Origin of the sequence: Streptomyces sp. NBC_00984, assembly GCF_045162475.1 — a bacterium.
In the GTDB taxonomy this organism is placed as follows: Bacteria; Actinomycetota; Actinomycetes; order Streptomycetales; family Streptomycetaceae; genus Streptomyces.
On sequence record NZ_CP108734.1, the window covers coordinates 3,302,317 to 3,325,868 of the forward strand.

The 23,552-nt window shown below is 65.9% G+C and carries 19 protein-coding genes; 7 read left to right on the top strand and 12 right to left on the bottom strand.

From position 1 onward, the window contains the following. Positions 1-84: 84 nt before the first annotated feature. The 7 genes from OG520_RS14240 to ychF form a co-directional block, all read right to left on the bottom strand. Entirely contained in the window at positions 85-807 is a 723-nt protein-coding gene (locus tag OG520_RS14240) for a M48 family metallopeptidase (RefSeq protein ID WP_406013410.1), read from the bottom strand. Next, a complete protein-coding gene (locus OG520_RS14245) occupies positions 794-3,886 on the bottom strand; it encodes a type I restriction endonuclease subunit R (protein ID WP_406013411.1) in 3,093 nt (1,030 codons plus the stop codon). Before OG520_RS14245 ends, OG520_RS14240 begins: the two co-directional genes overlap by 14 nt. Then, complete coding sequence (locus tag OG520_RS14250) at positions 3,883-5,019, bottom strand: restriction endonuclease subunit S (protein ID WP_406013412.1); 1,137 nt, start codon at positions 5,017-5,019, stop codon at positions 3,883-3,885. The genes OG520_RS14245 and OG520_RS14250 overlap by 4 nt, the downstream gene beginning before the upstream one ends. Continuing rightward, positions 5,016-7,541: a type I restriction-modification system subunit M gene (locus OG520_RS14255; protein WP_406013413.1), complete on the bottom strand. Its 2,526-nt coding sequence runs from the start codon at positions 7,539-7,541 to the stop codon at positions 5,016-5,018. Before OG520_RS14255 ends, OG520_RS14250 begins: the two co-directional genes overlap by 4 nt. A 246-nt stretch (positions 7,542-7,787) precedes the next feature. Continuing rightward, positions 7,788-9,416, bottom strand: a complete 1,629-nt coding sequence (locus tag OG520_RS14260; RefSeq protein WP_406013414.1) for an ISAzo13 family transposase — start codon at positions 9,414-9,416, stop codon at positions 7,788-7,790. Positions 9,417-9,537: 121 nt separating this feature from the next. Further along, entirely contained in the window at positions 9,538-10,305 is a 768-nt protein-coding gene (locus OG520_RS14265; RefSeq protein WP_406013404.1) for a transposase, read from the bottom strand. Positions 10,306-10,734: 429 nt separating this feature from the next. Beyond that, positions 10,735-11,823, bottom strand: coding sequence for a redox-regulated ATPase YchF (ychF, locus tag OG520_RS14270; protein WP_406013415.1), 1,089 nt, complete (start codon positions 11,821-11,823; stop codon positions 10,735-10,737). Positions 11,824-12,043: 220 nt separating this feature from the next. Between ychF and OG520_RS14275 the strand changes: the two genes are divergently transcribed. Continuing rightward, positions 12,044-12,640 carry a DUF6542 domain-containing protein gene (locus OG520_RS14275; protein ID WP_399327692.1) on the top strand — a complete coding sequence of 199 codons (597 nt, stop codon included), beginning with the start codon at positions 12,044-12,046 and terminating at the stop codon, positions 12,638-12,640. Between the two features lie 84 nt (positions 12,641-12,724). Here OG520_RS14275 and ppgK read toward each other — a convergent pair whose 3' ends face one another. Continuing rightward, the gene (gene ppgK / locus OG520_RS14280; RefSeq protein ID WP_399327690.1) at positions 12,725-13,462 is read right to left on the bottom strand and encodes a polyphosphate--glucose phosphotransferase; all 738 of its coding nucleotides are present in this window, start codon (positions 13,460-13,462) and stop codon (positions 12,725-12,727) included. Between the two features lie 61 nt (positions 13,463-13,523). Further along, positions 13,524-14,513: a 4-hydroxy-3-methylbut-2-enyl diphosphate reductase gene (locus OG520_RS14285; RefSeq protein WP_266414826.1), complete on the bottom strand. Its 990-nt coding sequence runs from the start codon at positions 14,511-14,513 to the stop codon at positions 13,524-13,526. 74 nt (positions 14,514-14,587) lie between these two features. Between OG520_RS14285 and OG520_RS14290 the strand changes: the two genes are divergently transcribed. The 4 genes from OG520_RS14290 (at position 14,588) to OG520_RS14305 (ending at position 18,366) form a co-directional block, all read left to right on the top strand. Then, on the top strand, positions 14,588-15,988 hold the full coding sequence (locus tag OG520_RS14290; protein WP_406013416.1) for an APC family permease: 1,401 nt from the start codon (positions 14,588-14,590) through the stop codon (positions 15,986-15,988). Between the two features lie 75 nt (positions 15,989-16,063). Beyond that, on the top strand, positions 16,064-17,275 hold the full coding sequence (xseA, locus tag OG520_RS14295) for an exodeoxyribonuclease VII large subunit (RefSeq protein WP_385339560.1): 1,212 nt from the start codon (positions 16,064-16,066) through the stop codon (positions 17,273-17,275). Between the two features lie 121 nt (positions 17,276-17,396). Further along, complete coding sequence (locus OG520_RS14300) at positions 17,397-17,660, top strand: exodeoxyribonuclease VII small subunit (protein ID WP_406013417.1); 264 nt, start codon at positions 17,397-17,399, stop codon at positions 17,658-17,660. 115 nt (positions 17,661-17,775) lie between these two features. Then, a complete protein-coding gene (locus OG520_RS14305) occupies positions 17,776-18,366 on the top strand; it encodes a malonic semialdehyde reductase (protein WP_266414833.1) in 591 nt (196 codons plus the stop codon). Between the two features lie 150 nt (positions 18,367-18,516). Here OG520_RS14305 and OG520_RS14310 read toward each other — a convergent pair whose 3' ends face one another. Further along, positions 18,517-19,035, bottom strand: coding sequence for a DUF4245 domain-containing protein (locus tag OG520_RS14310; RefSeq protein WP_406013418.1), 519 nt, complete (start codon positions 19,033-19,035; stop codon positions 18,517-18,519). Between the two features lie 141 nt (positions 19,036-19,176). On the opposite strand from OG520_RS14310, the gene glpX reads away from it, so the two are divergent. Continuing rightward, the gene (gene glpX, locus OG520_RS14315; RefSeq protein ID WP_399327681.1) at positions 19,177-20,208 is read left to right on the top strand and encodes a class II fructose-bisphosphatase; all 1,032 of its coding nucleotides are present in this window, start codon (positions 19,177-19,179) and stop codon (positions 20,206-20,208) included. Between the two features lie 176 nt (positions 20,209-20,384). On the opposite strand, the gene OG520_RS14320 is transcribed toward glpX, so the two are convergent. After that, a complete protein-coding gene (locus OG520_RS14320; protein ID WP_406013419.1) occupies positions 20,385-20,768 on the bottom strand; it encodes a WhiB family transcriptional regulator in 384 nt (127 codons plus the stop codon). Between the two features lie 245 nt (positions 20,769-21,013). Beyond that, positions 21,014-21,676: a DUF1707 domain-containing protein gene (locus OG520_RS14325; RefSeq protein ID WP_266414841.1), complete on the bottom strand. Its 663-nt coding sequence runs from the start codon at positions 21,674-21,676 to the stop codon at positions 21,014-21,016. A gap of 198 nt (positions 21,677-21,874) precedes the next feature. Between OG520_RS14325 and OG520_RS14330 the strand changes: the two genes are divergently transcribed. After that, positions 21,875-23,542, top strand: a complete 1,668-nt coding sequence (locus OG520_RS14330; RefSeq protein ID WP_406013420.1) for a fumarate hydratase — start codon at positions 21,875-21,877, stop codon at positions 23,540-23,542. The last annotated feature ends 10 nt before the right edge of the window (positions 23,543-23,552 follow it).

The window sequence follows — 23,552 nt, forward strand, 5'->3', positions numbered from 1 at the left end:
CCATCTCACAGCGCACGCCGCCGACCCACGCCGTGATCCTGTTTGCCCCCGTACGTCGTGCGAGGGGCTTCTCCTACCGCTCTCTCAAGCCCACTCCTCTTCTGCAAGTGGGGCGTCATTCAGCTGATCACGAAGGCTCCGCCAGTTCGGCATGGACCTCTCCATGAGCTTAGTGAAGCGCTCATCGTGGTTGCGTTCCAAATAGTGCGTCATCTCGTGGACGACGATGTACTCGAGGCAGCCTGGAGGTTTCTTCGCAAGCTCGACGTTGAACCAGATACGCCCGGTCTCACGATTACACGAGCCCCATTTGGTCTTCATCCGCCTGAGACTCCATCGCGGCACCGAAACCTCGAGGACGGCTTCCCACTTGGCAATCAGTCCCGGAAGCACATGTCGAAGCTGCTCCCGATACCACCGATCCAGCAAGTCCCGCCGCCGTTCAGCCGTTGTGCCGACCGGGACGTATAGCAGTAGTCGTTCACCGTCTAGTTCGAAGTGAGCCCGCCCTGGACGCTCCACAACCTTCATCCTGCGACGAACGCCCCATACATAGTGGGACTCGCCTGTGACCATCTCTCGCGTGGACTGCCGTTCGGCAGATCGAAACTGCTCGCGTTGCTCTTTGATCCACGACAGGCGTTGGATTACAGCAAGTCGCACCTGCTCATCGTCGAGCTGGTGCGGCGCTGCTACACGGACGCGCCCCAGTGGTGGGTAAACACCGATGTGCAGGTTCTTAATGTTCTTGTAGATGATGTCAACATCGATGCCACGGACGGTGAGAGAGGCACTAGCGATACTCATGACGCGCCTTCAGCAATTCCAGTAGCTCATCAAGTCGGTCGAAATCTGCGGTCAGCGCTTGAATGAGTGCGCGTCTAATCTTCTTCTCCTTCATCGTGTTACCTACCCACGAGTCGGGCTTGCTATGGAGCATAGTGGTATCCACAACCGCGGCCAATTCCGGTGACGGACCGAAGAAATCAATCAGAGCACGACGGGCCCCATTGTCAGCCCACTCTGGATACTCGGTGTCCGACTCGCCCTTGCCGAGTTTGGACGCGTGTTCCAGAAGCTTCGCGAGATACTCCTTATAGTCCAGAGCACCCTGCCGCTGTTTTTCGAGTATGGCGTCGAGCAGCTCCGACATCTTGTCGTAGTACTTGGGGTTCATCGGACGCTCGTCGATGATCACCGCGCGCATGTTGTTGGTGATCGTTTCTGCTACCGCTTCCGGGTCATTCTTGATACCTGCGGGAAGCTTGTCGAGCGCGCCAGCTCCCATCTCGACGATCAACTGGACCAGCCCGGCCTTCTGGAAGTCAGATACCACCTCGGAGGGGCTAGCATTGATGTACGTGTCCAGTAGGTGTCGCATGCCGGCCTCGTACTGCTTGAAGTCAACATTCTCACCGGCACCGAGCTTCACCTCCTCACGCACGTTGGCGTAGTGGGCGACCTCTTCCTTGATCGATGCGGCTTCAGCGTCCTCGTACCTCGCGGCCTTCATGTCGTTGGCGACGTTGCCGTACGCGCGGGTCACGGCCGCCACAAACTTGTAAAGCCTAACGCGCTTGGGTTCGTTGGCCTTGAGCTGCTCGGCGCTGCCTTGCTCCCGGGCGCAGAAGTACTGCTGGTATTGGAGAGTGTCCTTTGGTGGCTCAACCGGCTCGCAGAGCGCTCGGATGTTCTCCAGAGCCTCATCAAGGTCATCCCGGGCTTTGTCGAGCCGGTCTGGCAACAGCCCCTCGATGTCCTTCTTGTCGTAGCCCTCTAGAGCAGCACCGGTGTAGTCCTTAATTGCGGACTCAAGGGAGTTGAACAAGTCTCGGTAATCGACGATATAGCCGTAGTCCTTGTCGTCGCCGTCGAGGCGGTTGACTCGGCAGATCGCCTGAAACAGGCCGTGGTCCTGCATCTTTTTGTCGATGTACAGGTACGTCGCACTCGGGGCGTCGAAGCCAGTTAGGAGCTTGTCGACGACGATGAGCAGCCGCATCTGAGCCGGGTCGTTGATGAAACGTTCCTTGACGTCCCTCTCGAACTGCTCGACCTTGCCCATCGCCTTGTCCGCGGGCTCGTTGAAGTGATCCGCGAGCATCTGCCGGTAGATCTCGTACTGGCGCAAGCGCTCGGTCGCGCCGTGGCCTGAGTCTTCCTTGGCGATGTCACTCGCCTGCGGTGTGTACGACGTGATGATGGCGCACTTACCCTTGAACCCGGCCTGAATGAACAGCTCGTAGAACTTGCACGCCTGGTAGATGCTCTGACTGACGAGCATGGCGTTGCCTCGGCCATCCATCAGCCGCGGCTTGGTCTCCATGTCGAACAGGATGTCGTTGACTATCTCCCGGGCTCGTGGTTCCGAGCTGGCGATCTTCTGCACGGTGCCCCAGCGCTTTTTGAGCTCGGCGCGCGAGAGGTCTGTCATGCCGCGGGTCTTGGCCTCAAACCACTGGTCGACCTTCGCCGGCGAGGTCAGGTCCTGGTCGATGTTGCGAGCCTCGTAGCGCAAGTCGAGCACGACACCATCGGCAACGCCCTCGTTGAACCTATAGGTGTGAATAAAGCTGCCGAACCGCTGGACAGTGGTGTCCTTGTCTTCTTTGAGGAGAGGTGTGCCCGTGAAGCCGATGAACATGGCGCCAGGCATAAGCGCCTTCATCGCGTCGTGCATCTTGCCCGACTGCGTACGGTGGGCTTCGTCCACGAAGACGAATAGGTTGCCCTTGGCCCGAAAGCCCTTGGGGACGGTTGCTTTGAGCTCACGAATGAACTCACTCTCAGCCGCATCACGGGCGGCCTCGTCTTCCGAGCCACGGAACTTGTGAACCAGTGAGCACATCAGCCACTCTTTGCTCGCATTCAAGGAGGCGACGAGATCAGCGCTGCTGTTGGTGCGGTAGATGGGCTCTTTGGCTCCCTGGAAGACTTTCTGAATCTGATCATCCAGTTCGGTCCGGTCAGTGATCAGCAAGACCCGTGGATTCGTGCCAACTTGAGACTCCCGGATCCACTTAGCTAGCCACACCATCGTCAACGACTTGCCGGAGCCCTGGGTATGCCAGATGATGCCGCCCTTGCGCTTGGCGATCCGTTCCTGAGCCGCCTTGACGCCGAAGTACTGGTTGTGCCGACACGTCTTCTTCTGTCCCGCATCGAAGACCATGAAGTCGTGAACCAGCTCGAGCAGGCGCCCCTTCGAGCAGAGCTGCGTCAAGGACCGATCGAGAGGATCGGCGATGTTGGACGGTTCACGCCAGGCGAGCCAGTACTTCTCCGGCGTGTCGATAGCGCTGTAGCGCAGCCCCTCCACGTCATTGCCGGCCATGACGAGCTGCACCGTCGTGAAGAACGACCGGATGAACTCAGGCCGCTGATTGCCGATGCTCTGCCGAATACCTTCAGAGACGGCAACCTTCGAGCGCTTTAGCTCAATCGTCCCGAAGGCGATGCCGTTGACGTACAGCACAATATCCGGACGCTTGGTGTGCTGCCCTCGCACCGTCACTTCCTCGGCCAGAGCGAAGTGGTTGGCTTCGGGGTGATCCCAATCGACCAGCTTCACCGTCGCCGTCTGCTCGCCAGCACCAGGCTTGACCTTCACCCCGTACCGGAGCAGTCCGTACACATCCCGGTTCGCCTCGTACAGATCGCGGCCACCCCCGAGCGAGGCGTCACTCTTCAGCTTGTCGATCGCCCTGTTGATGAGGTTGTCACTGTATCCGCGGGCACGGAGATTCCTCGCCAGGAGCTGAACCTCGACATTCGAGTTTTCGGCACGATGCTCCCAGTTGCCGAGATAGTCGTATCCCAGTAAATCCCGGAATGTGGCGATTATGCGATCTTGAGTCTTGCACTCAGGTTGACCTACATTACTCATACCGCACCTCCCTTTTCCGGAAGGCGGGTCAGTAGACTCTGCATCATTCCACGCTTGACGTCAAAGATTTTTCTAAGCCGGGCACGCATAGCCGCAATTTCCGCATCTGCGTCACCCAGTACGTGAGCCAGCGCTCGCTGTTCATCAACCCCAGGCATTGGTACCACGAGGTCGCGGATCTTGGCGAGCGTCAAACGCGTGATTGCATTGCCCGCCATTGCATTCTTAATCTGCTGGCGACCTTGATATGAGAGCAAATACTGCAAGATGTACGCTTCAGAAGCCTTCCGTGGGTCGCACCGGAGAAAGGCTACACTTGAGAGCAGGCTGACCTCCTCTCGAAATGTATTCAGGGCGGCATTGCCGGTGTTCGCCCCATCCTTTGTGATCAAGAGATCACCAAATCTCGTGTCACAGCGACTATAGATCTTCCTGTGTTCAGACTCGGAGATCGTCTCCACGGTATCCAACTTCAAAACCCCAAACCCGATATTCCTCGAGGTAATATACTTGAAGGCCGAACCATCAAGTCGGGGCGAGAAGTGAGTGCCGTCTTGGATCTTAATGCTCACATCTGAGAGACGGCGTTCTGCGAACTCATCAGTAAATCCTGAAAGGCGGGTATTCCCGGTCGTGAGCTGTTGCATCATGCCTTGCTTGATCGCCTGCTTCTTGGCGATCTGGCGCTCCAGCGCGGCGATCAGATCATCACAATCGCTCAGAGTATCCGCGATTGACCTTTGTTCATCGACCAACAGTGGCAGGGAGACCAATTCTCTGTGGAGGTCGTTGCGATTGACGCCAGGAACTCCACTTTTGCCACTGTGCGCTGCGAAGTTGATCCTCTGCAACAGGTAATAAATGAAGCGCTTATCATTCCCATGGAAGTTGGAGACCCACAGAGTGGTGTTGAGTGGCCAGAAGTCGGCCTCTTCGAAAAAGACCTCACCGATGGTTCCATATCGGCCCGTCACGACTCCCGGCGCCTTGACCATCGGCTGATCATGCCATCCGCTGGTTCCGGATGAGCTCACAACCGGAATCCTGCCGCGGCGCCGGAGCCTTGATGGAAGATCGAAGCCACGCTGGAGCGTCACCACTGCTCCGAGATGGGTCGTTCGCCAGCTGGTCACTGTTCCACCCCCATCGCTGCAAGGCGGCCGGCGACTTTCACTCCGAGCATCTTCAACGTGGCGTCCAGCGAGCTGACCGTCTCCGCGTATCGCTCGCCCAGCTCCTGAATGCGTGACACCAGCGCCAGGGTGAGCGAAATGACGACCTGAGTGACGCGATCCGCAACCGTCTCATGCCACTTGTCGTCGAGCACGAGCTGCTTGATTTGAGACTCGCTGAGGTCAGCGTACTTTTTGAGGGTTGCCAGATCGAGCACGGCCTGAGCTTCCTTGGCAACCTTCTTGGCAACAGCCTCTTCGTTGTACAGCTTGATCAGGTGCTGCAGCGCTTTAATCTCCTCCGCGTCAGCCCTCTCGTGCCGGGCCACCTTGAGCCGCGTCGAAGCAAGCGGCTTGGAGATCTTGCCGTCGTCCATTGCCTCAGCAAGTAGGCCGTCCTCTACGGCGTGCTCCTCGATGTATTCCTCGACAGCGCGGCTGGCCTCTTCGCCTGCCGCGTGCAGCGCGTCAACCTTGGACTGATCGTCGGCAAAGTAACGAGCTACCACGAGCGCCGGCGGGATGAGGTCCATCTTGTACTTGGTGGCACTGCGCCCCGAGCCAACAACAAGATCCGGGGCCTCGGAGAGCTTGCGCTCCTTATCTTCGATGGCCTTGCGGGGCTTCGCCGCCTCACACCACCCGTCGTTCATGACGAGAAAGACGTCGTCGTGCATGACGCCGTGCCAATAGGCCATGAGCTGCTCGTATACGTCGTACTCGTCGAGCAAAGGGATGCTCTTGAACCGGGCCAGCAGATCGTCACTGATACCAGCGATCAGGTCCTTGAGGACGGTGTCCGGGTTAAGCGCTTGCAGGACCGGCCGGTGCGCGGCGAACCAGTCGTCAACCTGACCGCGGACGTCTATAGCGAACTTCTGGAACTCGTCGGAGTCCAGGATGGCCTGTTGTACATCAGCCACGCCGACAGCCAGGTCGCTATAGCCGGGGCGGTTTGGCTTGAAGAGCGTGGCCCGAAGGCTCGGGAACGCCTCCCAGTACCCGTTGAGTGCGTCCAGGTCGTGCTCCGGGGTCCCGCCGTAAAGGTGGGCGTGAAGGTCCTGGATGTCTTCCGGCTCAGAGGAGTCGATGTATCGCGGAATGTTGAGGTTGTAGTCGTTCTTCGGGTCGGCGATCTTGTGGAGCGGCACCATACGCGAGTATCGCTCGATCTCGGTCTGCTTGTTGAAGACGTCGACGATCTTGTGGATGTCCTGGCTCCGGAGGCGGTTCTTATTGCCGTCCTTCATGAAACCCTTGGAAGCGTCGATCATGAAGACGCCAGTTCGCGCCTGGGCGTTCTCCTTGTCGAGAACGATGACGCAGGCCGGAATACTGGTGCCGTAGAAAAGGTTAGCGGGCAGGCCGATGATGCCCTTGATGTAGCCACGGCGCAGCAGTTCCTTACGAATGCTGGCCTCGGCGTGACCGCGGAACAGTACACCGTGCGGCAAGATGACTGCAGCCTTGCCGTTGCTCTTAAGGGACTTAAGGATGTGCAGGAGGAAGGCGTAGTCGCCGTTCTTCTCCGGCGGCCGGCCGAACTCGAAGCGGGCGTAGTCGTTCTCCAGGCCGTTGCTCCACGACTTGATCGAGAACGGCGGATTGGCAACAGCGAAGTTGAAGGTCTGTAGCCGTGCACCATGGGTAAACTGCGGGCTACTGATCGTGTCGCCCCTGCGGATGTCACGATCCTCGTAGCCGTGAAGGATCATGTTCATCTGGGCCAGCGCCCAGGTGGCGTTGTCCTTCTCCTGGCCGTAGATAGTGAGGCCACGTGGGGCCTCATCAGCGACCTTGAGGAGCAACGAGCCAGACCCGCACGTTGGGTCGTAGACCGTGTGGTCCTGTGGGGTGCCCGCTCCGATACCGACGACCTTGGCGAGTACTCGCGAGACCTCGGCAGGGGTGTAGAACTGTCCCTTCGACTTGCCCGATTCCGTTGCGAAGTGCCGCATCAGATACTCGTAGGCATCGCCGAGCAGGTCGTCGCCCTCAGCACGGCTACCTCGGAAATCGAGATCAGCGAAGATCGCCACCAGTTTGGAGAGGCGATCCTGCATCTCCTTGTCCTTGCCGAGCTTCTCCTCATCGTTGAAGTCGGCCAGGTCGATGACCTTCTCAAGCCCGTTGGCCTCGGCGAGCTTGCCGATGATCTTGTTGATCTTGTCGCCGATCTCCTTGTCACCCTTGAGGGCAACCATGTCGTCGAAGGATCCGCCGTCGGGTACGTCGATCAAGGAGTTCGGGTCGGACTTGGCCTTGTCCGTCACGTACTTCACGAACAGCAGCGTCAGGATGTAGTCCTTGTACTGACTGGCATCCATACCGCCACGCAGCTCGTCACAGCTCCGCCACAGCGAGCTATACAGGTCGGACTTCTTGAGGGCCACTAGCGCGCCCCCTTGCCTGCGCCGAGTCCAGAGCCTGACCGCGATGCCGCGGTGAGGTGTACCTGCGACCTGTCCATCTTCGGCGCCCATCCTTCGTATGTCAGTGCGCGACAGCTTTGCCACTAGCGGCGAAGCCCAAGCTAAGTGCCCCAACGATAGCGCCGGTTCTCACGCAAGCTGCCGTTAGTCCCAGGCACCAAGGGCCTAGTCCGTCTCCCACCCAACGAGTTAGACGGGGCGGCTTCACTGACACCAGGGTGTGGCGGTCAGCCCCAGATCGAGGGGCGAAAGTCGCAGTACAAGTGACGGCCAGCGGGGCTAAGGGCTTGCAGGTCATTAACACGGTGTCTTGATCTTGATGCTGGTGTCGCCGGTCAGCGCGAGGACCCTGGCATGGAGGACTGCGAGGGACGCGGGTGGGGTCTTCGCGGGCGGGATGGTGATGCCCTGGGCCTCGAGCAGTCTTCTGTTCTTGAGGAGGGTGCGGTGCATGGCCGTGCGGCTGCTGGTGAACAGTACGGCGAGTGGTTCCGCGGCCAGGGCGACCCGCAGGTGGAGCACGGTGGCCAGGACTTGTTCGGGGAAGGTGAGTCGGGGTGGGCGGCCGCGCTGAATGTCCCCGTCGGTAGCCAACATTGCCGTGAGGTTGTCCAGTTGCTGGCGGGGCATCCCGGTCAGTGAAGGATCGGAAAGCAGAGCCTGGTCCCACTGCGTGTCAGCGGCCTGTGGGGATTGTGCCGCCGGGATGGCAGGCCGTTTCTGGGGGTGCAGGGCATAGTTCCAGTCTCCGTGGAAGGCATGCCGGGTCAGCGGCAGAGCGGCCATCTCTGCGTCGCTGATCTTCACCCCGATGGGATAGCTGTTGGTGTCGAGCGCGGCCTTCACGCGCAGTCCGGTACGGGTGGTGGTCGCTGCGATGCTGTTCACGATGACTTCGTGGCTGGTCAGCGGGCGGCCACGCCAGTTCATGGTGATGTGCGAGAACAACCGGTGCTCGATCTTGTTCCACTTCGACGTGCCGGGCGGCAGATGACACACGGTGATGGTCAGCCCTGTTTCGGCGGCGAGCCGTGCGAGTTCGAGCTTCCAGGCCCGGGTGCGGTAGCCGTTGGATCCGCCCGCGTCGGCGGTGACCAGCAGCCGGGTTGCCCGCGGGTAGGCGTCCTGGCCCTGGCCGTGCCACCAGCGGCGGATCGACTCCACGGCAAACGCAGCGGTGTCGTGATCGGTGCCGACGTTGACCCAGCCGGTGTTCTCCTCGATGTCGTAGACCCCATAGGGGACGGCCTTGCCCAGTTGCGGGTCGGCGAAGTCGTGGACGCCCACCAGTACCGGATCACCCGCCGGCCGCCACTCACGGCCGCCGTTCTTGAACTCTCCGACGAGCTCCTTCTTCTTGGTATCCACGCTGATCACCGGCTGGTCGGCGTCCCGGTATTCGCGGGCCTGCTCGTTGAGATAGCGGAACTGGGCATCGCGATCGCTGTGCTGGCCGCCCTCCAGGGTCTTGGCGTTGGCCTGCAAGCTGAAGCCTTCCTCCCGCAGCAGGTCGGCGACGGTGTCGGCACTGACCTTGTGACCGGCCCGGGACAGCTCCCGGGCAAGGGTGCGTGTCGACTTCACCGTCCACCGCAGCGGCGACATCGGATCCCCGCGCTCGTCCGGCTCGACCAGCGCCAGCAAGGCCGGACGCAGCCCCGGGTCAAGCTCCGCGACCTGTTTGCGACCTCCGCCCGGCCTTCGTGCCCGACCCAGCGGTGCCTCGCCCGCCTCCAACTCGAACACGCCCCTGCGGACCGTTGTCTCACTGACCGCCGCGGCCTGCGCGACGGCCCGGACACCGCCATGCCCCAGGACCCTGGCCTCTGCGGCCATCAGCAGCCGCCGCTGCCGTTCATCCAGGTGCGGGAACAACACCTCGAACTTCACAGCGAGTTGGTCACGAGTCTCGTCCGGGATGCGCATACCACACCAACGATCCCCGGAACGAGAAGCAACACCTTGATTGCCTGCAAGCCCTAAGACCTGTCCCGTAAATGATCTCTGCCTGGTGTGGACGTGGACGGTGACCAGCCCGACCGCTCGTCTATCCGGCGAGGTTGAGGTTGTGCAGGCGGGCGATTCCGAGCATGGCGTGGTGGACGCCGTCGCCTTTGAGGCGGCAGTCGCGGAGGATCTTCCAGGTCTTCATACGGGCGAAGACGTGCTCGACGCGGGCGCGGACCTGTTTGTGGGACTTGTTGTGGGCGTGTTTCCAGTCGGGCAGTTCCTCGCCCTTGCGGCGCCGGTGTGGCATCACCAGCCCGGTGCCCGGATAGCCACCGTCGGCGATCGTCATGGTCTTACCGACGGCGGCCTTCGCGCCGGACTCCTCCCACGCCTTGCAGTCGTTGCGGTTGCCGGGCAGAGGCCGGCCGACCACCACAACGAGCCGAGTGTCAGCGTCGATAACGACCTGGTGGTTCGTGGAGTACCGGTAGTTCTTGGACTGCTCGGCGATGGTGTGGTCGCGGGTGGGCACCAGGGTGCCGTCCACGATGAGCACGGTGTTCTTACGGAACCGCTTGCGGGGCCGCAGCGCGAGCGACGGACCGAGGTGATCGATGATGCGGTCAGCCGCGGACTTCGAAATACCGAAGAGCGGGGCAAGCTGGCGCAACGTCAAGTTCGTTCGCCAGTACGCCGCTACCAGCAGCACCCGGTCCTCCAGCGGAAGAGACCACGGGCGGCCCTTGCGCACCGGATCCGCACCCTCGCGGCGCAGCGCAGTCACCAACTTGCCGAAGATACGCGGGCTCAGCCCCGTGAACGGGGCTATCCAAGACGGCTCCGACGCCGTGATCACACCAGCCACAGCAAGATCATCTCACCTGTGACCAGCAGTTACGGGACAGGTCTTAGGCGGCGGTTCTTCCACAGCGGGTCCAACTCCTCTCGTTCCGTGCTACTCGCCTGCATCAACCTCTCCTTGCCCCCCATGCGTACCGCGCTGTTGATGAGGCCGAAGTCCGGAGGGAACCAGAATCTGCCCCGGCCGAGTTGACACAGCGCCTGCTCGGCTCCGCGGGCCCACTTGGAGTGAAGCGCGACGTCAGCACGGAACAGCATCCCGGGGGTGACCACAGGTGTCGACAGGTGGTCCGATCCAGTCCTCCGGGACAACATCCAACACCAAAGCACCATCCGACCTCCGCTGGAACCGCAAAGGGGCCCGTTTCGGATGAACGGGCCCCTCTTGACCTGCGCCCTTCCGGGGCGCCAGGTAGTTTAGTTGAAGCTTAAATTAGATGTTGAAGCGGAACTCCACCACGTCCCCGTCCTGCATCACGTAGTCCTTGCCCTCCATGCGGGCCTTGCCCTTGGCGCGGGCCTCGGCGACCGAGCCGGTTTCGATCAGGTCCTCGTAGGAGATGATCTCCGCCTTGATGAAGCCCTTCTGGAAGTCGGTGTGGATCACACCGGCCGCCTCGGGGGCCGTGGCGCCCTTCTTGATCGTCCAGGCTCGGGCTTCCTTCGGACCCGCCGTGAGGTAGGTCTGCAGGCCCAGGGTGTCGAAGCCGACGCGGCCGAGGGTGGCCAGGCCGGGCTCCTCCTGGCCCATGGACTGGAGGAGTTCGAGGGCCTCGTCGTCGTCGAGCTCGATCAGCTCGGACTCGATCTTGGCGTTGAGGAAGATCGCCTCGGCGGGGGCGACCAGGGCGCGCTGCTCGTTCTTGAAGTCCTCGTCGACCAGCTCGTCCTCGTCGACGTTGAAGACGTAGAGGAAGGGCTTGGTGGTCAGGAGGTGCAGCTCGTGGAGGAGCTTGCCCTTCTCGGTGCCCGCGGTGATGCCCGCGGCGAAGAGGGTCTGGCCCGACTCGAGGATCTTCTGGGCGTCCTCGACCGCGGCGAGGACCGCGACCTTCTCCTTCTGGAGGCGGGACTCCTTGGTGAGGCGCGGGACGGCCTTCTCGACGGACTGGAGGTCGGCGAGGATCAGCTCGGTGTTGATCGTCTCGATGTCGTCCTTGGGCGAGACCTTGCCGTCGACGTGGACGACGTTCTCGTCCTTGAAGGCACGGATGACCTGGCAGATCGCGTCGGACTCGCGGATGTTCGCAAGGAACTTGTTGCCCAGGCCCTCGCCCTCCGAAGCGCCTCGGACGATGCCGGCGATGTCGACGAAGTCCACGGTCGCCGGGAGCAGGCGCTGGGAGCCGAAGATCTCGGCGAGCTTGTTCAGGCGGGCGTCCGGGACGCCGACGACGCCCACGTTCGGCTCGATCGTGGCGAACGGGTAGTTGGCCGCCAGCACGTCGTTCTTGGTCAGGGCGTTGAACAGGGTCGACTTGCCGACATTCGGCAGGCCGACGATTCCGATCGTGAGCGACACGTTGGCGACTTCCTGAGGAGTGAGGAGGTGGGCGGGAACGCTGCGGGCCCGGGTGGGCCGATTCTCCAGTTTACGGGCGGGGGCAACCGGGTACCCACGGGTCCGGTCGGGTGCCGATCCGGTTCCCGTTCGGCCATGTGGCATCGAACTCATCCCCTAGGTCGCCCAAAGGGCGTGTCCCGCACCTGTTTCCTCCTGCCCGGCGACCTACGTTGTCCCGGTGGAGCAGCACAGGACACGTCCCCCGCAGCGCAGGCAGTCTCGCCAGGCCCCGCTGTCCCCGCAGGGCACCATCGAGGAGACCGCGACCGTCTACCAGGTGGTGAGCCCGCCGGAAGGCCGCTCCCGTCCGGTGCCGCCCGTCGTGCTCGCGCTGCGCAGGCTGCCCAATCCCCGGCTGACCGGCATCGGGGCCGGGCTCTTCGCCGCCGCCACCATGTTCGTCCTGGCCTGCCTCGACCTGCTGGTCCTCGACGGTTCGGCGGTGGTGTTCGGTGTGCTGTTCCTGCCGGTCTGCGCGCTGACCGCGCTGTGGGTGCGGCCCGCGGACCTGGTGACCGCGCCGATCATCGTGCCGATCGCGTTCGCCATCGGTGTCATCCCGATCGCCGGTGGTACGGGCGGCTTCGGCGGCCAGACCATGGCGGTGGTCACCGCGCTCGCCGTGCACGCCGGGTGGCTGTACGGCGGGACGCTCATTGCCGGGCTCATCGCGACCGTACGGAAGGTACGGCTGATGCGTCAGCGGCAGCGCCGCACGCTGCTCGCCGCACAGGCGGCGCGCGCCTCGCAGGGACCGCGCCGCCCGCAGCGGTGAACGGGGCCGCAGGGCGTCACAGGCCGTAGGACATCACGGGCCGCAGGGCGTCACAGGCCGTAGGGCATCACGGGCCGAGTACGCCTAGTGGCCTGCGGCCGCCATCGCCGCGCCCACGATGCCCGCGTTGTTCTGCAGTTCCGCCGGCACCATCTCGGCCCGTACGTGCTCGATCAGGGGCAGGAACTTGTCGGCCTTGCGGCTGACCCCGCCGCCGATGATGAAGAGCTCGGGCGAGAACAGCATCTCCACATGGGCCAGGTACCTCTGCACCCGGTGCGCCCAGTGGTGCCAGCTCAGGTCCTCGTCCTCCTTGGCCTTGGTGGAGGCGTGCTGCTCCGCGTCGTGGCCGTTCAGCTCCAGATGGCCCAGCTCGGTGTTGGGGACGAGCCGGCCGTCGACGAAGAGGGCGCTGCCGATCCCCGTACCGAGCGTCAGCACGATCACGGTCCCCTTGCGGCCCCGGCCCGCGCCGAACGTCATCTCCGCGACGCCGGCCGCGTCCGCGTCGTTCAGCACGGTGACGGGGAGGTTCAGCCGGTCACCGATCAGTCCGCGGGCGTCGGCGTCGATCCAGCCCTTGTCGACATTGGCCGCGGTACGGGTGACACCGCCGGTGACGACGCCCGGGAAGGTGACACCCACCGGGCCCGACCAGTTGAAATGACCGACGACCTCGGCCACGCACTCGACCACGTCCTTGGGCGTGGCCGGGTGCGGTGTGAGTACTTTGTGGCGCTCCTGCGCCAGGTCTCCGCGGTCCAGGTCCACGGGAGCGCCCTTGATCCCGGATCCGCCGATGTCCACGCCGAAGATCTGCATGCAGTCCACGGTACGGGCAGGCGGCCCCGCCCACTTCCTGGAACGCCCCGATGCCCGGGGGCTACTTCTCCGAGAGCGCGGCGGCCTCGGCGCGCAGATCGCGGCGGAGCTCCTTGGGCAGCGAGAAGGTGATGGACTCCTCGGCCGCCTTCACGATCTCCACGTCCTCGAAGCCACGCTCGGACAGCCAGGCCAGGACGCCGTCGACCAGTACCTCGGGAACCGACGCGCCGGACGTGACGCCGACCGTGGAGACACCCTCCAGCCAGGCCTCGTCGATCTCCTCGGCGAAGTCGACCAGATGGGCGTCGTTCGCACCGGCGCCGAGGGCGACCTCGACCAGGCGGACCGAGTTGGAGGAGTTCTTGGAACCGACGACGATCACGAGGTCGGCGTCCGCGCCCATCTGCTTCACCGCGATCTGACGGTTCTGCGTGGCGTAGCAGATGTCGTCGCTGGGCGGCGAGATCAGGAGCGGGAACTTCTCCTTGAGCGCGCCGACCGTCTCCATCGTCTCGTCGACGGAGAGCGTGGTCTGGGAGAGCCAGACGACCTTGGACGGGTCGCGGACCTCGACACCGGCGACGTCCTCGGGGCCGTCGACCAGCGTGATGTGGTCGGGAGCCTCGCCGGAGGTGCCGATGACCTCCTCGTGGCCCTCGTGGCCGATCAGGAGGATGTCGAAGTCGTCCTGCGCGAAGCGGACGGCCTCCTTGTGGACCTTGGTGACCAGGGGGCAGGTCGCGTCGATCGTGGCGAGCTTCCGCTCGGCCGCCTCCTCGTGCACGGTCGGCGCGACGCCGTGCGCGGAGAACATCACGATCGACCCCTCGGGGACCTCCGCCGTCTCCTCGACGAAGATCGCGCCCTTCTTCTCCAGGGTCTGTACGACGTACTTGTTGTGAACGATCTCGTGGCGCACGTACACCGGGGAGCCGTACTGCTCCAGGGCTTTCTCCACGGCGATCACGGCACGGTCCACGCCCGCGCAGTAGCCACGGGGAGCGGCGAGCAGGACGCGGCGAGGTGTCGTAGCAGTCATGCGCCCCATCGTAAGGCCGAGTCGAACGCGCGGAAGATCGGCCGGGTGGCGAGACTGATCCGTACGCGACCCAGGGAGGGCTCATGTCGGAGAGCGGCAGCAGCGGCAGCGGCGAGGGCGGGGTCGCGGGAGCGGAGGGGGCGGAGGGGGCGCACCAGGTGGGCGGCAGGCTGCGGCGGACGCTCGGCTTCCGGGATCTGGTGGTCTACGGGCTCCTGTTCATCGCGCCGATGGCGCCCGTCGGTGTGTTCGGCACGCTCGACGCGAAGTCCGACGGCGCCGTCGCACTGGTCTATGTCGCGGCGACGGTGGTGATGGCGTTCACGGCGTTCAGCTACGCGCAGATGGTGCGGGTCGCCCCGTTGGCGGGTTCGGTCTTCGCGTACGCGCGCAAGGGGCTCGGGGAGGGGCCGGGGTTCATCGCCGGATGGATGGCGATGCTCGACTATCTGCTGATCCCGGCGGTCGCCTATCTCTTCTCCGGGATCGCGCTGAACGCACTGGTGCCGTCGGTGTCGCGGTGGGTGTGGACGGCACTCGCCGTCGTGGTCACCACGCTGCTCAACCTCTGGGGCGTGCGGGCCGCCGCCCGGGTCGGCTTCGCGGTGCTCGCGATGGAGATCGTGGTGCTGCTGGTGTTCCTGGTGTCGGCGGTGGTGGTTCTCGTACGGGACGGGGCGCAGCGCGGCTGGCTGGCTCCGCTCACCGGTGATTCCGGCTTCTCCGCGACGGCGGTGCTGGGGGCGGTGTCGGTGGCCGTGCTGTCGTATCTGGGCTTCGACGCAATCGCCTCGTTCGCGGAGGAGGTGACCGGGGGCTCGGCGAAGGTGGCGCGGGCGCTGCTGTTCTGTCTGGTGCTCGCGGGTGTGCTGTTCGTGGCGCAGGCGTATCTGGCGGCACTGCTCGAACCGATGACGTCGGCGGAGCTGGCCGCCGATCCGGCCGCGCAGGGGTCGGCGTTCTACGACACGGTGGACTCGGCGGTCGGGAGCTGGCTGCACGACCTGGTGGCGGTGAGCAAGGCGATCGGCGCGGCCTTCGCGGCGCTGGCCGGGCAGGCGGCCGCGGGACGGCTGCTCTTCGCGATGGCCAGGGAACGGCGGCTGCCCTCGGTGCTCGCCCGGGTCGACCCGCGGTCCGGGGTGCCGCGGCTCGCGATTCTGCTGGCCGCGACGGTGACGCTGGTCGCCGCGGTGTGGGCGGCCCGGCGGGCCGACGGTCTCGACCGTCTGGTGTCGGTCGTCGACATCGGCGCGCTGACGGCCTTCGTGCTGCTGCACGCGTCGGTGGTCGGCTGGTTCGCCGTGCGCCGGATGGAGGGGCCGCCGAGCTGGTGGCGGCATGTGCTGGTGCCGGTGGTGGGTGCGGGGGTGCTGATCGCGGTGATCGTGGAGGCGACCCGGAGCGCCCAGGTGGTGGGGGTGTGCTGGTTCGGGGTGGGGCTGGTGGTGCTGGCGTTGCAGTGGGGGCGGCGTACGGCCTGAGCCGGGAGTGGCCGGGCCGGAGCGGCCTTCGTCGTGGCCGCCCGATTGTCGGTGGGGGCGGATACGCTCGCTCGCATGGCTCTCCAAACGTCCGCGGAAGCTCCGCTGCCCGTAGGTGATGTGTCGCGGCTCATCGGGGGCTGGATCGACCGGCTCGGGGCGGTCTGGGTCGAGGGGCAGATCACCCAGCTGTCGCGGCGGCCGGGCGCCGGGGTGGTGTTCCTGACGCTGCGCGACCCGTCGCAGGACATCTCGGTGAGCGTGACGTGCTTTCGGCAGGTCTTCGACCGGATCGCGGATGTGGTGACGGAGGGCGCGCGGGTCGTCGTCCTGGCCAAGCCCGAGTGGTACGCGCCGCGCGGCCAGCTGTCCCTGCGGGCCACGGAGATACGGCCGGTCGGCATCGGCGAGCTGCTGGTCCGGCTGGAGCAGCTGAAGAAGTCGCTGGCCTCGGAGGGGCTCTTCGCGCTCGACCGGAAGAAGCCGCTGCCGTTCCTGCCACAGCTGATCGGGCTGGTCTGCGGGCGGGCGTCGGCGGCCGAGCGCGATGTGCTGGAGAACGCCCGGCGGCGGTGGCCCGCGGTCCGCTTCGAGGTACGCAACGCGGCGGTGCAGGGCGTCCACGCGGTGAATCAGGTGGTCCAGGCGGTGAAGGAGCTGGACGATCTGCCGGACGTCGACGTGATCGTCGTGGCGCGGGGCGGCGGCAGCGTGGAGGACCTGCTGCCGTTCTCGGACGAGCAGCTGATCCGCACGGTGGCCGGGTGCCGTACGCCGGTGGTGTCGGCGATCGGTCATGAGCCGGACTCCCCGCTGCTCGACCTGGTCGCGGACCTGCGCGCCTCCACACCGACGGACGCGGCGAAGAAGATCGTGCCGGACGTGGGCGAGGAGCTGGACCGGGTGCGGCAGCTGCGCGACCGTGCGCTGCGGTCGGTACGGGGACTGCTGGACCGCGAGGAGCGGGGGCTGGCGCACGCCCTGGGCCGGCCGTCGATGGAGCACCCCCAGCGGATGGTGGACGAGCGCGCGTCGGAGATCGACGCGCTGATCGGGCGGAGCCGGCGGGTGCTGGGTCATCTGCTGGACCGGGCGGATTCGGAGCTCGCCCACACCCGGGCGCGGGTGGTCGCGTTGTCGCCGGCGGCGACGCTGGAGCGCGGCTACGCGGTGCTGCAGCGGGCCGACGGCCATGTCGTGCGGGCTCCCGAGGATGCGGGGGCGCCGGGCGATGTGCTCCGGGCGCGGGTCTCGGGCGGCGAGTTCGCCGTGCGGGTGGGCGAGTGACCGCCCCCGGTGGCGGGGCGGGCGGGCCCGGAGGCGCACCGGCACATGCCGAAGGTGCGCCCGCAGGTACGGACGGACGAGATCACAGGCTCCCGGTGGGCCGGAACGTAGGGTGGGGCGCATGACGGACGACGCGACTACGACGGCTGGTGCCACGGGCACGCTCGGCTACGAGCAGGCCCGCGACGAGCTGATCGAGGTGGTGCGCCGCCTGGAGGCGGGCGGTACGACGCTGGAGGAGTCGCTCGCGCTCTGGGAGCGGGGTGAGGAGCTGGCGAAGGTCTGCCGGCACTGGCTGGAAGGTGCGCGCGCCCGGCTGGACGCGGCCCTGGCGGGTCCGGCCGGCTCCCAGGAGAGCGGTGGCACGGCGGCCGACAACGGCTGAGCCCGCTGTGGAACGAGTCACCCCGTTCCAGTTTTAGTTGAAAGTTAACCTACCTCTCGGTTACCGTGGTCCGCGTTGCTCGATCCACGTGTACATCCGGAAGGTAATACGCACGATGTCCCTCGCTCTTGACCCCGCCGCCCAGGACCTCCTTTTCCGTGAGGCCCGCACCGCCAACACCTTCTCCGACGAGCCGGTGACCGAGGAGCAGGTCCAGGCGATCTACGACCTGGTCAAGTACGGGCCCACCGCGTTCAACCAGTCGCCGCTGCGCGTCATCCTGGTCCGCTCCGACGACGCCCGCGCGCGCCTCGTCAAGCACATGGCCGAGGGCAACCAGCCGAAGACCTCGACCGCCCCGCTGGTCGCCATCCTGGTCGCCGACAACGAGTTCCACGAGGAGCTCCCGGCCCTGATGCCGCACTTCCCGCAGGCCAAGGACGCCTTCTTCTCCGAGCGCCCGGTCCGCGAGTCGTCCGCCGCGCTCAACGGCGCCCTGCAGGCCGCCTACTTCATCATCGGCGTCCGGGCCGCCGGCCTGGCCGCCGGCCCGATGACCGGCTACGACGCCGCGGGCATCGAGAAGGAGTTCCTGGACGGCGACCACAAGGTGCTGATGGTCGTCAACATCGGCAAGCCGGGCGAGGACGCCTGGTTCCCGCGTCTGCCGCGTCTCGCCTACGACGAGGTCGTCACGACCGTCTGACCGTCGCCACGCGCATGCGGAAGGCCCTGGAGCACTCGGTGCTCCAGGGCCTTCTCCGTGCATGCCCGGCGGCGTCAGCGCGACGCGTCACGGCGGGGCGTCAGGACGGCATGTCCCAGCGGCGTCAGGAGGCGGTACGTCCCAGCGGGCTCAGGACGTCTTGAGCGCGGCGGCCATCTCCGCCAGCCGTTCCGGCGAGGCGGAGCCCGTGACCACCGTGGTCGAGCCCTTGTCGTGGCGGACGAGGGCGTCGTACTTCGAGCCCTCCCAGTGCTGCCAGGTCTCACCCGCTACCTGCTGCGTACGCCCGGTGTTCTTGGCGTCCTGGCTGACCTCGGTCACGTACTTCTTCGCCGGGGACGTGGACTGCTCCACCGCGACGTACTTGCCCTCCGGGTCGAGGAAACCCAGGTGCCAGCTGTTGCCCGCCTTGCGGTCGTAGCTGACCGAGGTCGGCTTCCACTTCTCGGTCAGTCCGTCCGGGGCGACCACGGGGTACGGCGCCGCGCGCCGCGCCGTCATGAGCTCCACCCGGTAGTCGACCGCCTTGACCGGGTTGGCGTTCTCGTCGTGCGGAACGAAGATGTAAACAACCCCTGCCGCAGCGGAGATGACCGCCATCGACAGGAACATGTCCCGCACTGTCTGCTTGCCTCGCTTGCTAGCCACGGGTCCATGGTCGCACTAGGCCCGATGGGCCCGACTCGGGGGCAGCCGCTCATAAGTGACCCGGTCTGCTCATTTTGTCGACCTGACGATAGAGTCGCAGCACCCTCTTCCGGTCGTCGCCGTACAGAAAGGTGCGCTCCGATGTCCGAGCATCATCTGCCGTCTCAGCTCGAGGTCTCCCCCGAGGCCCCCGACCGCAACCTCGCCCTGGAGCTGGTCCGGGTCACCGAGGCCGCCGCCATGGCAGCCGGGCGCTGGGTGGGCCGCGGCGACAAGATCGGCGCCGACGGCGCCGCCGTGAAGGCCATGCGGACCCTCGTCTCCACCGTCTCGATGAACGGCATCGTCGTCATCGGCGAGGGCGAGAAGGACGAAGCCCCCATGCTGTTCAACGGCGAGCGCGTCGGCGACGGCACCGGCCCCGAGGTCGACATCGCCGTGGACCCGATCGACGGCACGACCCTGAACGCCAAGGGCATGCCGAACGCGATCGCCGTACTGGCCGCCGCGGACCGCGGCGCCATGTTCGACCCGTCGGCCGTCTTCTACATGGACAAGCTGGTCACCGGCCCCGAGGCCGCCGACTTCGTCGACATCAACGCCCCCGTCTCGGTGAACATCCGCCGTGTCGCGAAGGCGAAGAACTCCGCCCCCGAGGACGTCACCGTCGTCATCCTCGACCGCCCGCGCCACGAGGGCATCGTCAAGGAGATCCGCGAGACCGGCGCCCGGATCAAGTTCATCTCCGACGGCGATGTCGCGGGCTCCATCATGGCCGCCCGCGAAGGGACCGGCGTCGACCTGCTGATGGGCATCGGCGGCACCCCCGAGGGCATCATCTCGGCCTGCGCCATAAAGTGCCTCGGCGGCGTCATCCAGGGCAAGCTCTGGCCCAAGGACGAGGCCGAGCGGCAGCGCGCGCTGGACGCCGGGCACGACCTGGACCGGGTGCTGTCCACCGACGACCTGGTCAGCGGCGACAACGTGTTCTTCGTCGCGACCGGCATCACGGACGGCGAGCTGATGCGCGGCGTGCGGTACCGCGCGGAGACGGCGACCACCGAGTCGATCGTCATGCGGTCCAAGTCCGGCACCATCCGGAAGATCGACTCCACGCACCGGCTCTCGAAGCTGCGCGCCTACAGCGCGATCGACTTCGACCGCGCGAAGTAGGACCGGAAGCGGAAGAAGCCGGGACCGGTCCCGGAACCGGTCCCGGACGCAGAACGCGAAGAGGCGCCCCCCATGTGCGGTGGGGGCGCCTCTTCGCGTAGCCGCCGTCGAGGCAGTGCGCGCGCGAATGCCGGGCCGTACGGACCCGGGCCGCACCCGGGCCGGCCGGGCCCCGGTCAGCCCGCCGCGGCGATGCGGCCCGTCGCGGCGGAGGACGCGGACGAGGCATTGAGCTCCATCTCGCGCCGTCTGCGACGGGCGAGCACCACACGGCGTTCGGCGGCGGTGAGACCGCCCCACACCCCGTACGGCTCCGGCTGCACGAGCGCGTGCTCCTGGCATTCGATCATCACGGGACAGCGCGCGCAGACCCGCTTCGCGGACTCCTCGCGCGCGAGTCTGGCAGCAGTCGGCTCCTTCGACGGAGCGAAGAACAGCCCGGCTTCGTCCCGGCGGCACACCGCCTCCGAATGCCAGGGGCCGGCCTGGTCCTCCCGCGCGGGAGTGCGCTGGGAAGGGACGGCGGCGACCTGCAGGGGCTGATGCGGCAGTTGCAGCACGGTCTACTCCTGACGACGGCTTCGCGAGCGAGAGACGATGCAGCATTCCCTACCCGCTGTGCGCGCGCCCATGCACTGAGTGGCACCCGGCCCGGGGGGCGGAATTGCGGCCGACCAGGAAATTGGCTTGTTTTCGAAGGGGTTAGCAGGGGCCGGCAGGGGTTCGGGGGAGCTTTCGCGAGCTCTCGGCGGTTCTCAGTAGTTCCCCGTACCGCCCGGGGCCCGGCGGAGAGCGCGCGCCGCCCCTATCCGAGGTATTTGCGCAGCCGGTCCTGGAGATCCGCGATGAACTTCCCGCGCTTGGGCTTCGCCTCGACGCTGCCGAACACGGAATAGCCGTTGACGACGACCACCGGTGCTTCGGGGTCGGCGGATTCCAGGGTGGCGACTTCGAAATTACCGAAGACACCCGTGCCACTGCCGCGCAGCGAGATGTTCTCGGGGACCTTGACGTCGACACTCCCGAAGATGGAAGTCGCGTTGATGACCGTGAGTCTCTGACCGAAAAGCGCCTCGGTCAGATCGACCTCCACGCTGCCGAAGAGCGCGAAGGCGTTCGTACGGCCGCCGACCCGCCAGCGGCCCTTGCGGGTCGAACTGCTGAAGATCGCCACCAGGTTGTCGGCGGGGCCGGTGGGGCCCTCGTGGCCGTAGGCGCCGGGGGCGGCGGCCGAGCGGGCGGTGCCCGGCGGCGCGGGCAGATCCCGTACCAGCGGTTCCAGCTCGCCGACGGTCTTGGCGCGGTAGACCGCGTCGACCCGCTCGGCGTGCTCCTCGGCGGTGAGCCGGCCCTCGGCCATGGCTTCCCGCAGGATGTCCGCGATCCGGTCGCGGTCCGCGTCGGAGGCGCGGATGCCGGCCGGCTCCGCCGGGGCCACTGGCTGCTGGGGCTGCTTTTCGAGGTCCACCGACCCAGCGTACCCAAACGCGATAGATCGCGACTAGCCCCTGCCCCGCCTCCGCCGTGTCGGCCACGCCACCCCCGGCCCCGGGGCGGCCGAACTGAGCCCTACCTCACAACTTCGGCGCCCGTGCGGCGTTCTACCCTGGTGGGTGCGCTGCCCAAGGGAGGTCAGCCGCCGTCTGCCGAGTGAGGAATGGCCGTAATGCCAGAGTTTGCGTACTCCGATCTGCTCCCCCTGGGAGAGGACACCACGCCGTACCGTCTGGTGACCTCCGAGGGTGTCTCCACCTTCGAGGCCGACGGTCGTACGTTCCTCAAGGTCGCTCCGGAGGCGCTGCGCACCCTGGCCGCCGAGGCCATGCACGACATCTCGCACTATCTGCGCCCCGCCCACCTGGCGCAGCTGCGGCGGATCGTGGACGACCCCGAGGCGTCGTCGAACGACAAGTTCGTCGCGCTCGACCTGCTGAAGAACGCGAACATCGCCGCGGCGGGCGTGCTGCCGATGTGCCAGGACACCGGCACCGCGATCGTGATGGGCAAGCGCGGGCAGAACGTCCTCACCGAGGGCGGTGACGAAGAGGCGCTGTCGCACGGCATCTTCGACGCCTACACCAAGCTCAACCTCCGCTATTCGCAGATGGCTCCGCTCACCATGTGGGAGGAGAAGAACACCGGCTCGAACCTGCCCGCCCAGGTCGAGCTGTACGCCACCGACGGCGGCGCGTACAAGTTCCTCTTCATGGCGAAGGGCGGCGGCTCGGCCAACAAGTCGTTCCTCTTCCAGGAGACGAAGGCCGTGCTGAACGAGGCCTCCATGATGAAGTTCCTGGAGGAGAAGATCCGTTCGCTGGGCACGGCCGCCTGCCCGCCGTACCACCTGGCGATCGTCGTCGGGGGCACGTCGGCCGAGTTCGCGCTCAAGACCGCGAAGTACGCCTCCGCGCACTACCTGGACGAGCTGCCCGCCGAGGGCTCCCCCACCGGCCACGGCTTCCGGGACAAGGAGCTGGAGGAGAAGGTCTTCGAGCTCACGCAGAAGATCGGCATCGGCGCCCAGTTCGGCGGCAAGTACTTCTGCCACGACGTGCGCGTCGTCCGCCTCCCCCGCCACGGCGCCTCGCTGCCCGTGGCCATCGCCGTGTCCTGCTCGGCGGACCGCCAGGCCACCGCGAAGATCACCGCCGAGGGCGTCTTCCTGGAGCAGCTGGAGAAGGACCCGGCCCGCTTCCTCCCGGACACCACCGACGAGCACCTCGACGAGGCGGGGGACGTCGTACGGATCGACCTCAACCGGCCGATGGACGACATCCTCGCCGAGCTGACCAAGTACCCGGTCAAGACCCGGCTCTCGCTGACCGGTCCGCTGGTCGTGGCCCGCGATATCGCGCACGCCAAGATCAAGGAGCGGCTGGACGCGGGCGAGGAGATGCCCCAGTACCTGAAGGACCACCCGGTCTACTACGCGGGCCCGGCGAAGACGCCCGAGGGGTACGCCTCCGGCTCCTTCGGTCCGACGACGGCCGGCCGCATGGACAGCTATGTCGCGCAGTTCCAGGCGGCGGGCGGCTCCAAGGTGATGCTCGCCAAGGGCAACCGGTCCAAGCAGGTCACCGACGCGTGCGACGCGCACGGCGGTTTCTACCTCGGCTCGATCGGCGGCCCCGCCGCGCGCCTCGCGCAGGACTGCATCAAGAAGGTCGAGGTCGTCGAGTACGAGGAGCTCGGCATGGAGGCGGTCTGGAAGATCGAGGTCGAGGACTTCCCCGCGTTCGTCGTCGTCGACGACAAGGGCAACGACTTCTTCACCGCGCCCGCCCCGGCACCGACGTTCACCAGCATTCCGGTGCGGGGCCCGGGTCTCGCCTGACCCGCCGCCC

Bases quoted from the DNA above. Each gene is read 5' to 3' on its own strand.
- OG520_RS14305 (WP_266414833.1), top strand. From the start codon at position 17,776: ATGTCCCTCGCTCTTGACCCCGCCGCCCAGGACCTCCTTTTCCGTGAG.
- xseA (WP_385339560.1), top strand. From the start codon at position 16,064: ATGGCTCTCCAAACGTCCGCGGAAGCTCCGCTGCCCGTAGGTGATGTG.
- OG520_RS14255 (WP_406013413.1), bottom strand. From the start codon at position 7,541: ATGGGCGCCGAAGATGGACAGGTCGCAGGTACACCTCACCGCGGCATC.
- OG520_RS14290 (WP_406013416.1), top strand. From the start codon at position 14,588: ATGTCGGAGAGCGGCAGCAGCGGCAGCGGCGAGGGCGGGGTCGCGGGA.
- glpX (WP_399327681.1), top strand. From the start codon at position 19,177: ATGTCCGAGCATCATCTGCCGTCTCAGCTCGAGGTCTCCCCCGAGGCC.
- OG520_RS14330 (WP_406013420.1), top strand. From the start codon at position 21,875: ATGCCAGAGTTTGCGTACTCCGATCTGCTCCCCCTGGGAGAGGACACC.
- OG520_RS14285 (WP_266414826.1), bottom strand. From the start codon at position 14,513: ATGGGGCGCATGACTGCTACGACACCTCGCCGCGTCCTGCTCGCCGCT.
- OG520_RS14240 (WP_406013410.1), bottom strand. From the start codon at position 807: ATGAGTATCGCTAGTGCCTCTCTCACCGTCCGTGGCATCGATGTTGAC.
- OG520_RS14260 (WP_406013414.1), bottom strand. From the start codon at position 9,416: ATGCGCATCCCGGACGAGACTCGTGACCAACTCGCTGTGAAGTTCGAG.
- OG520_RS14245 (WP_406013411.1), bottom strand. From the start codon at position 3,886: ATGAGTAATGTAGGTCAACCTGAGTGCAAGACTCAAGATCGCATAATC.
- ppgK (WP_399327690.1), bottom strand. From the start codon at position 13,462: ATGCAGATCTTCGGCGTGGACATCGGCGGATCCGGGATCAAGGGCGCT.
- OG520_RS14300 (WP_406013417.1), top strand. From the start codon at position 17,397: ATGACGGACGACGCGACTACGACGGCTGGTGCCACGGGCACGCTCGGC.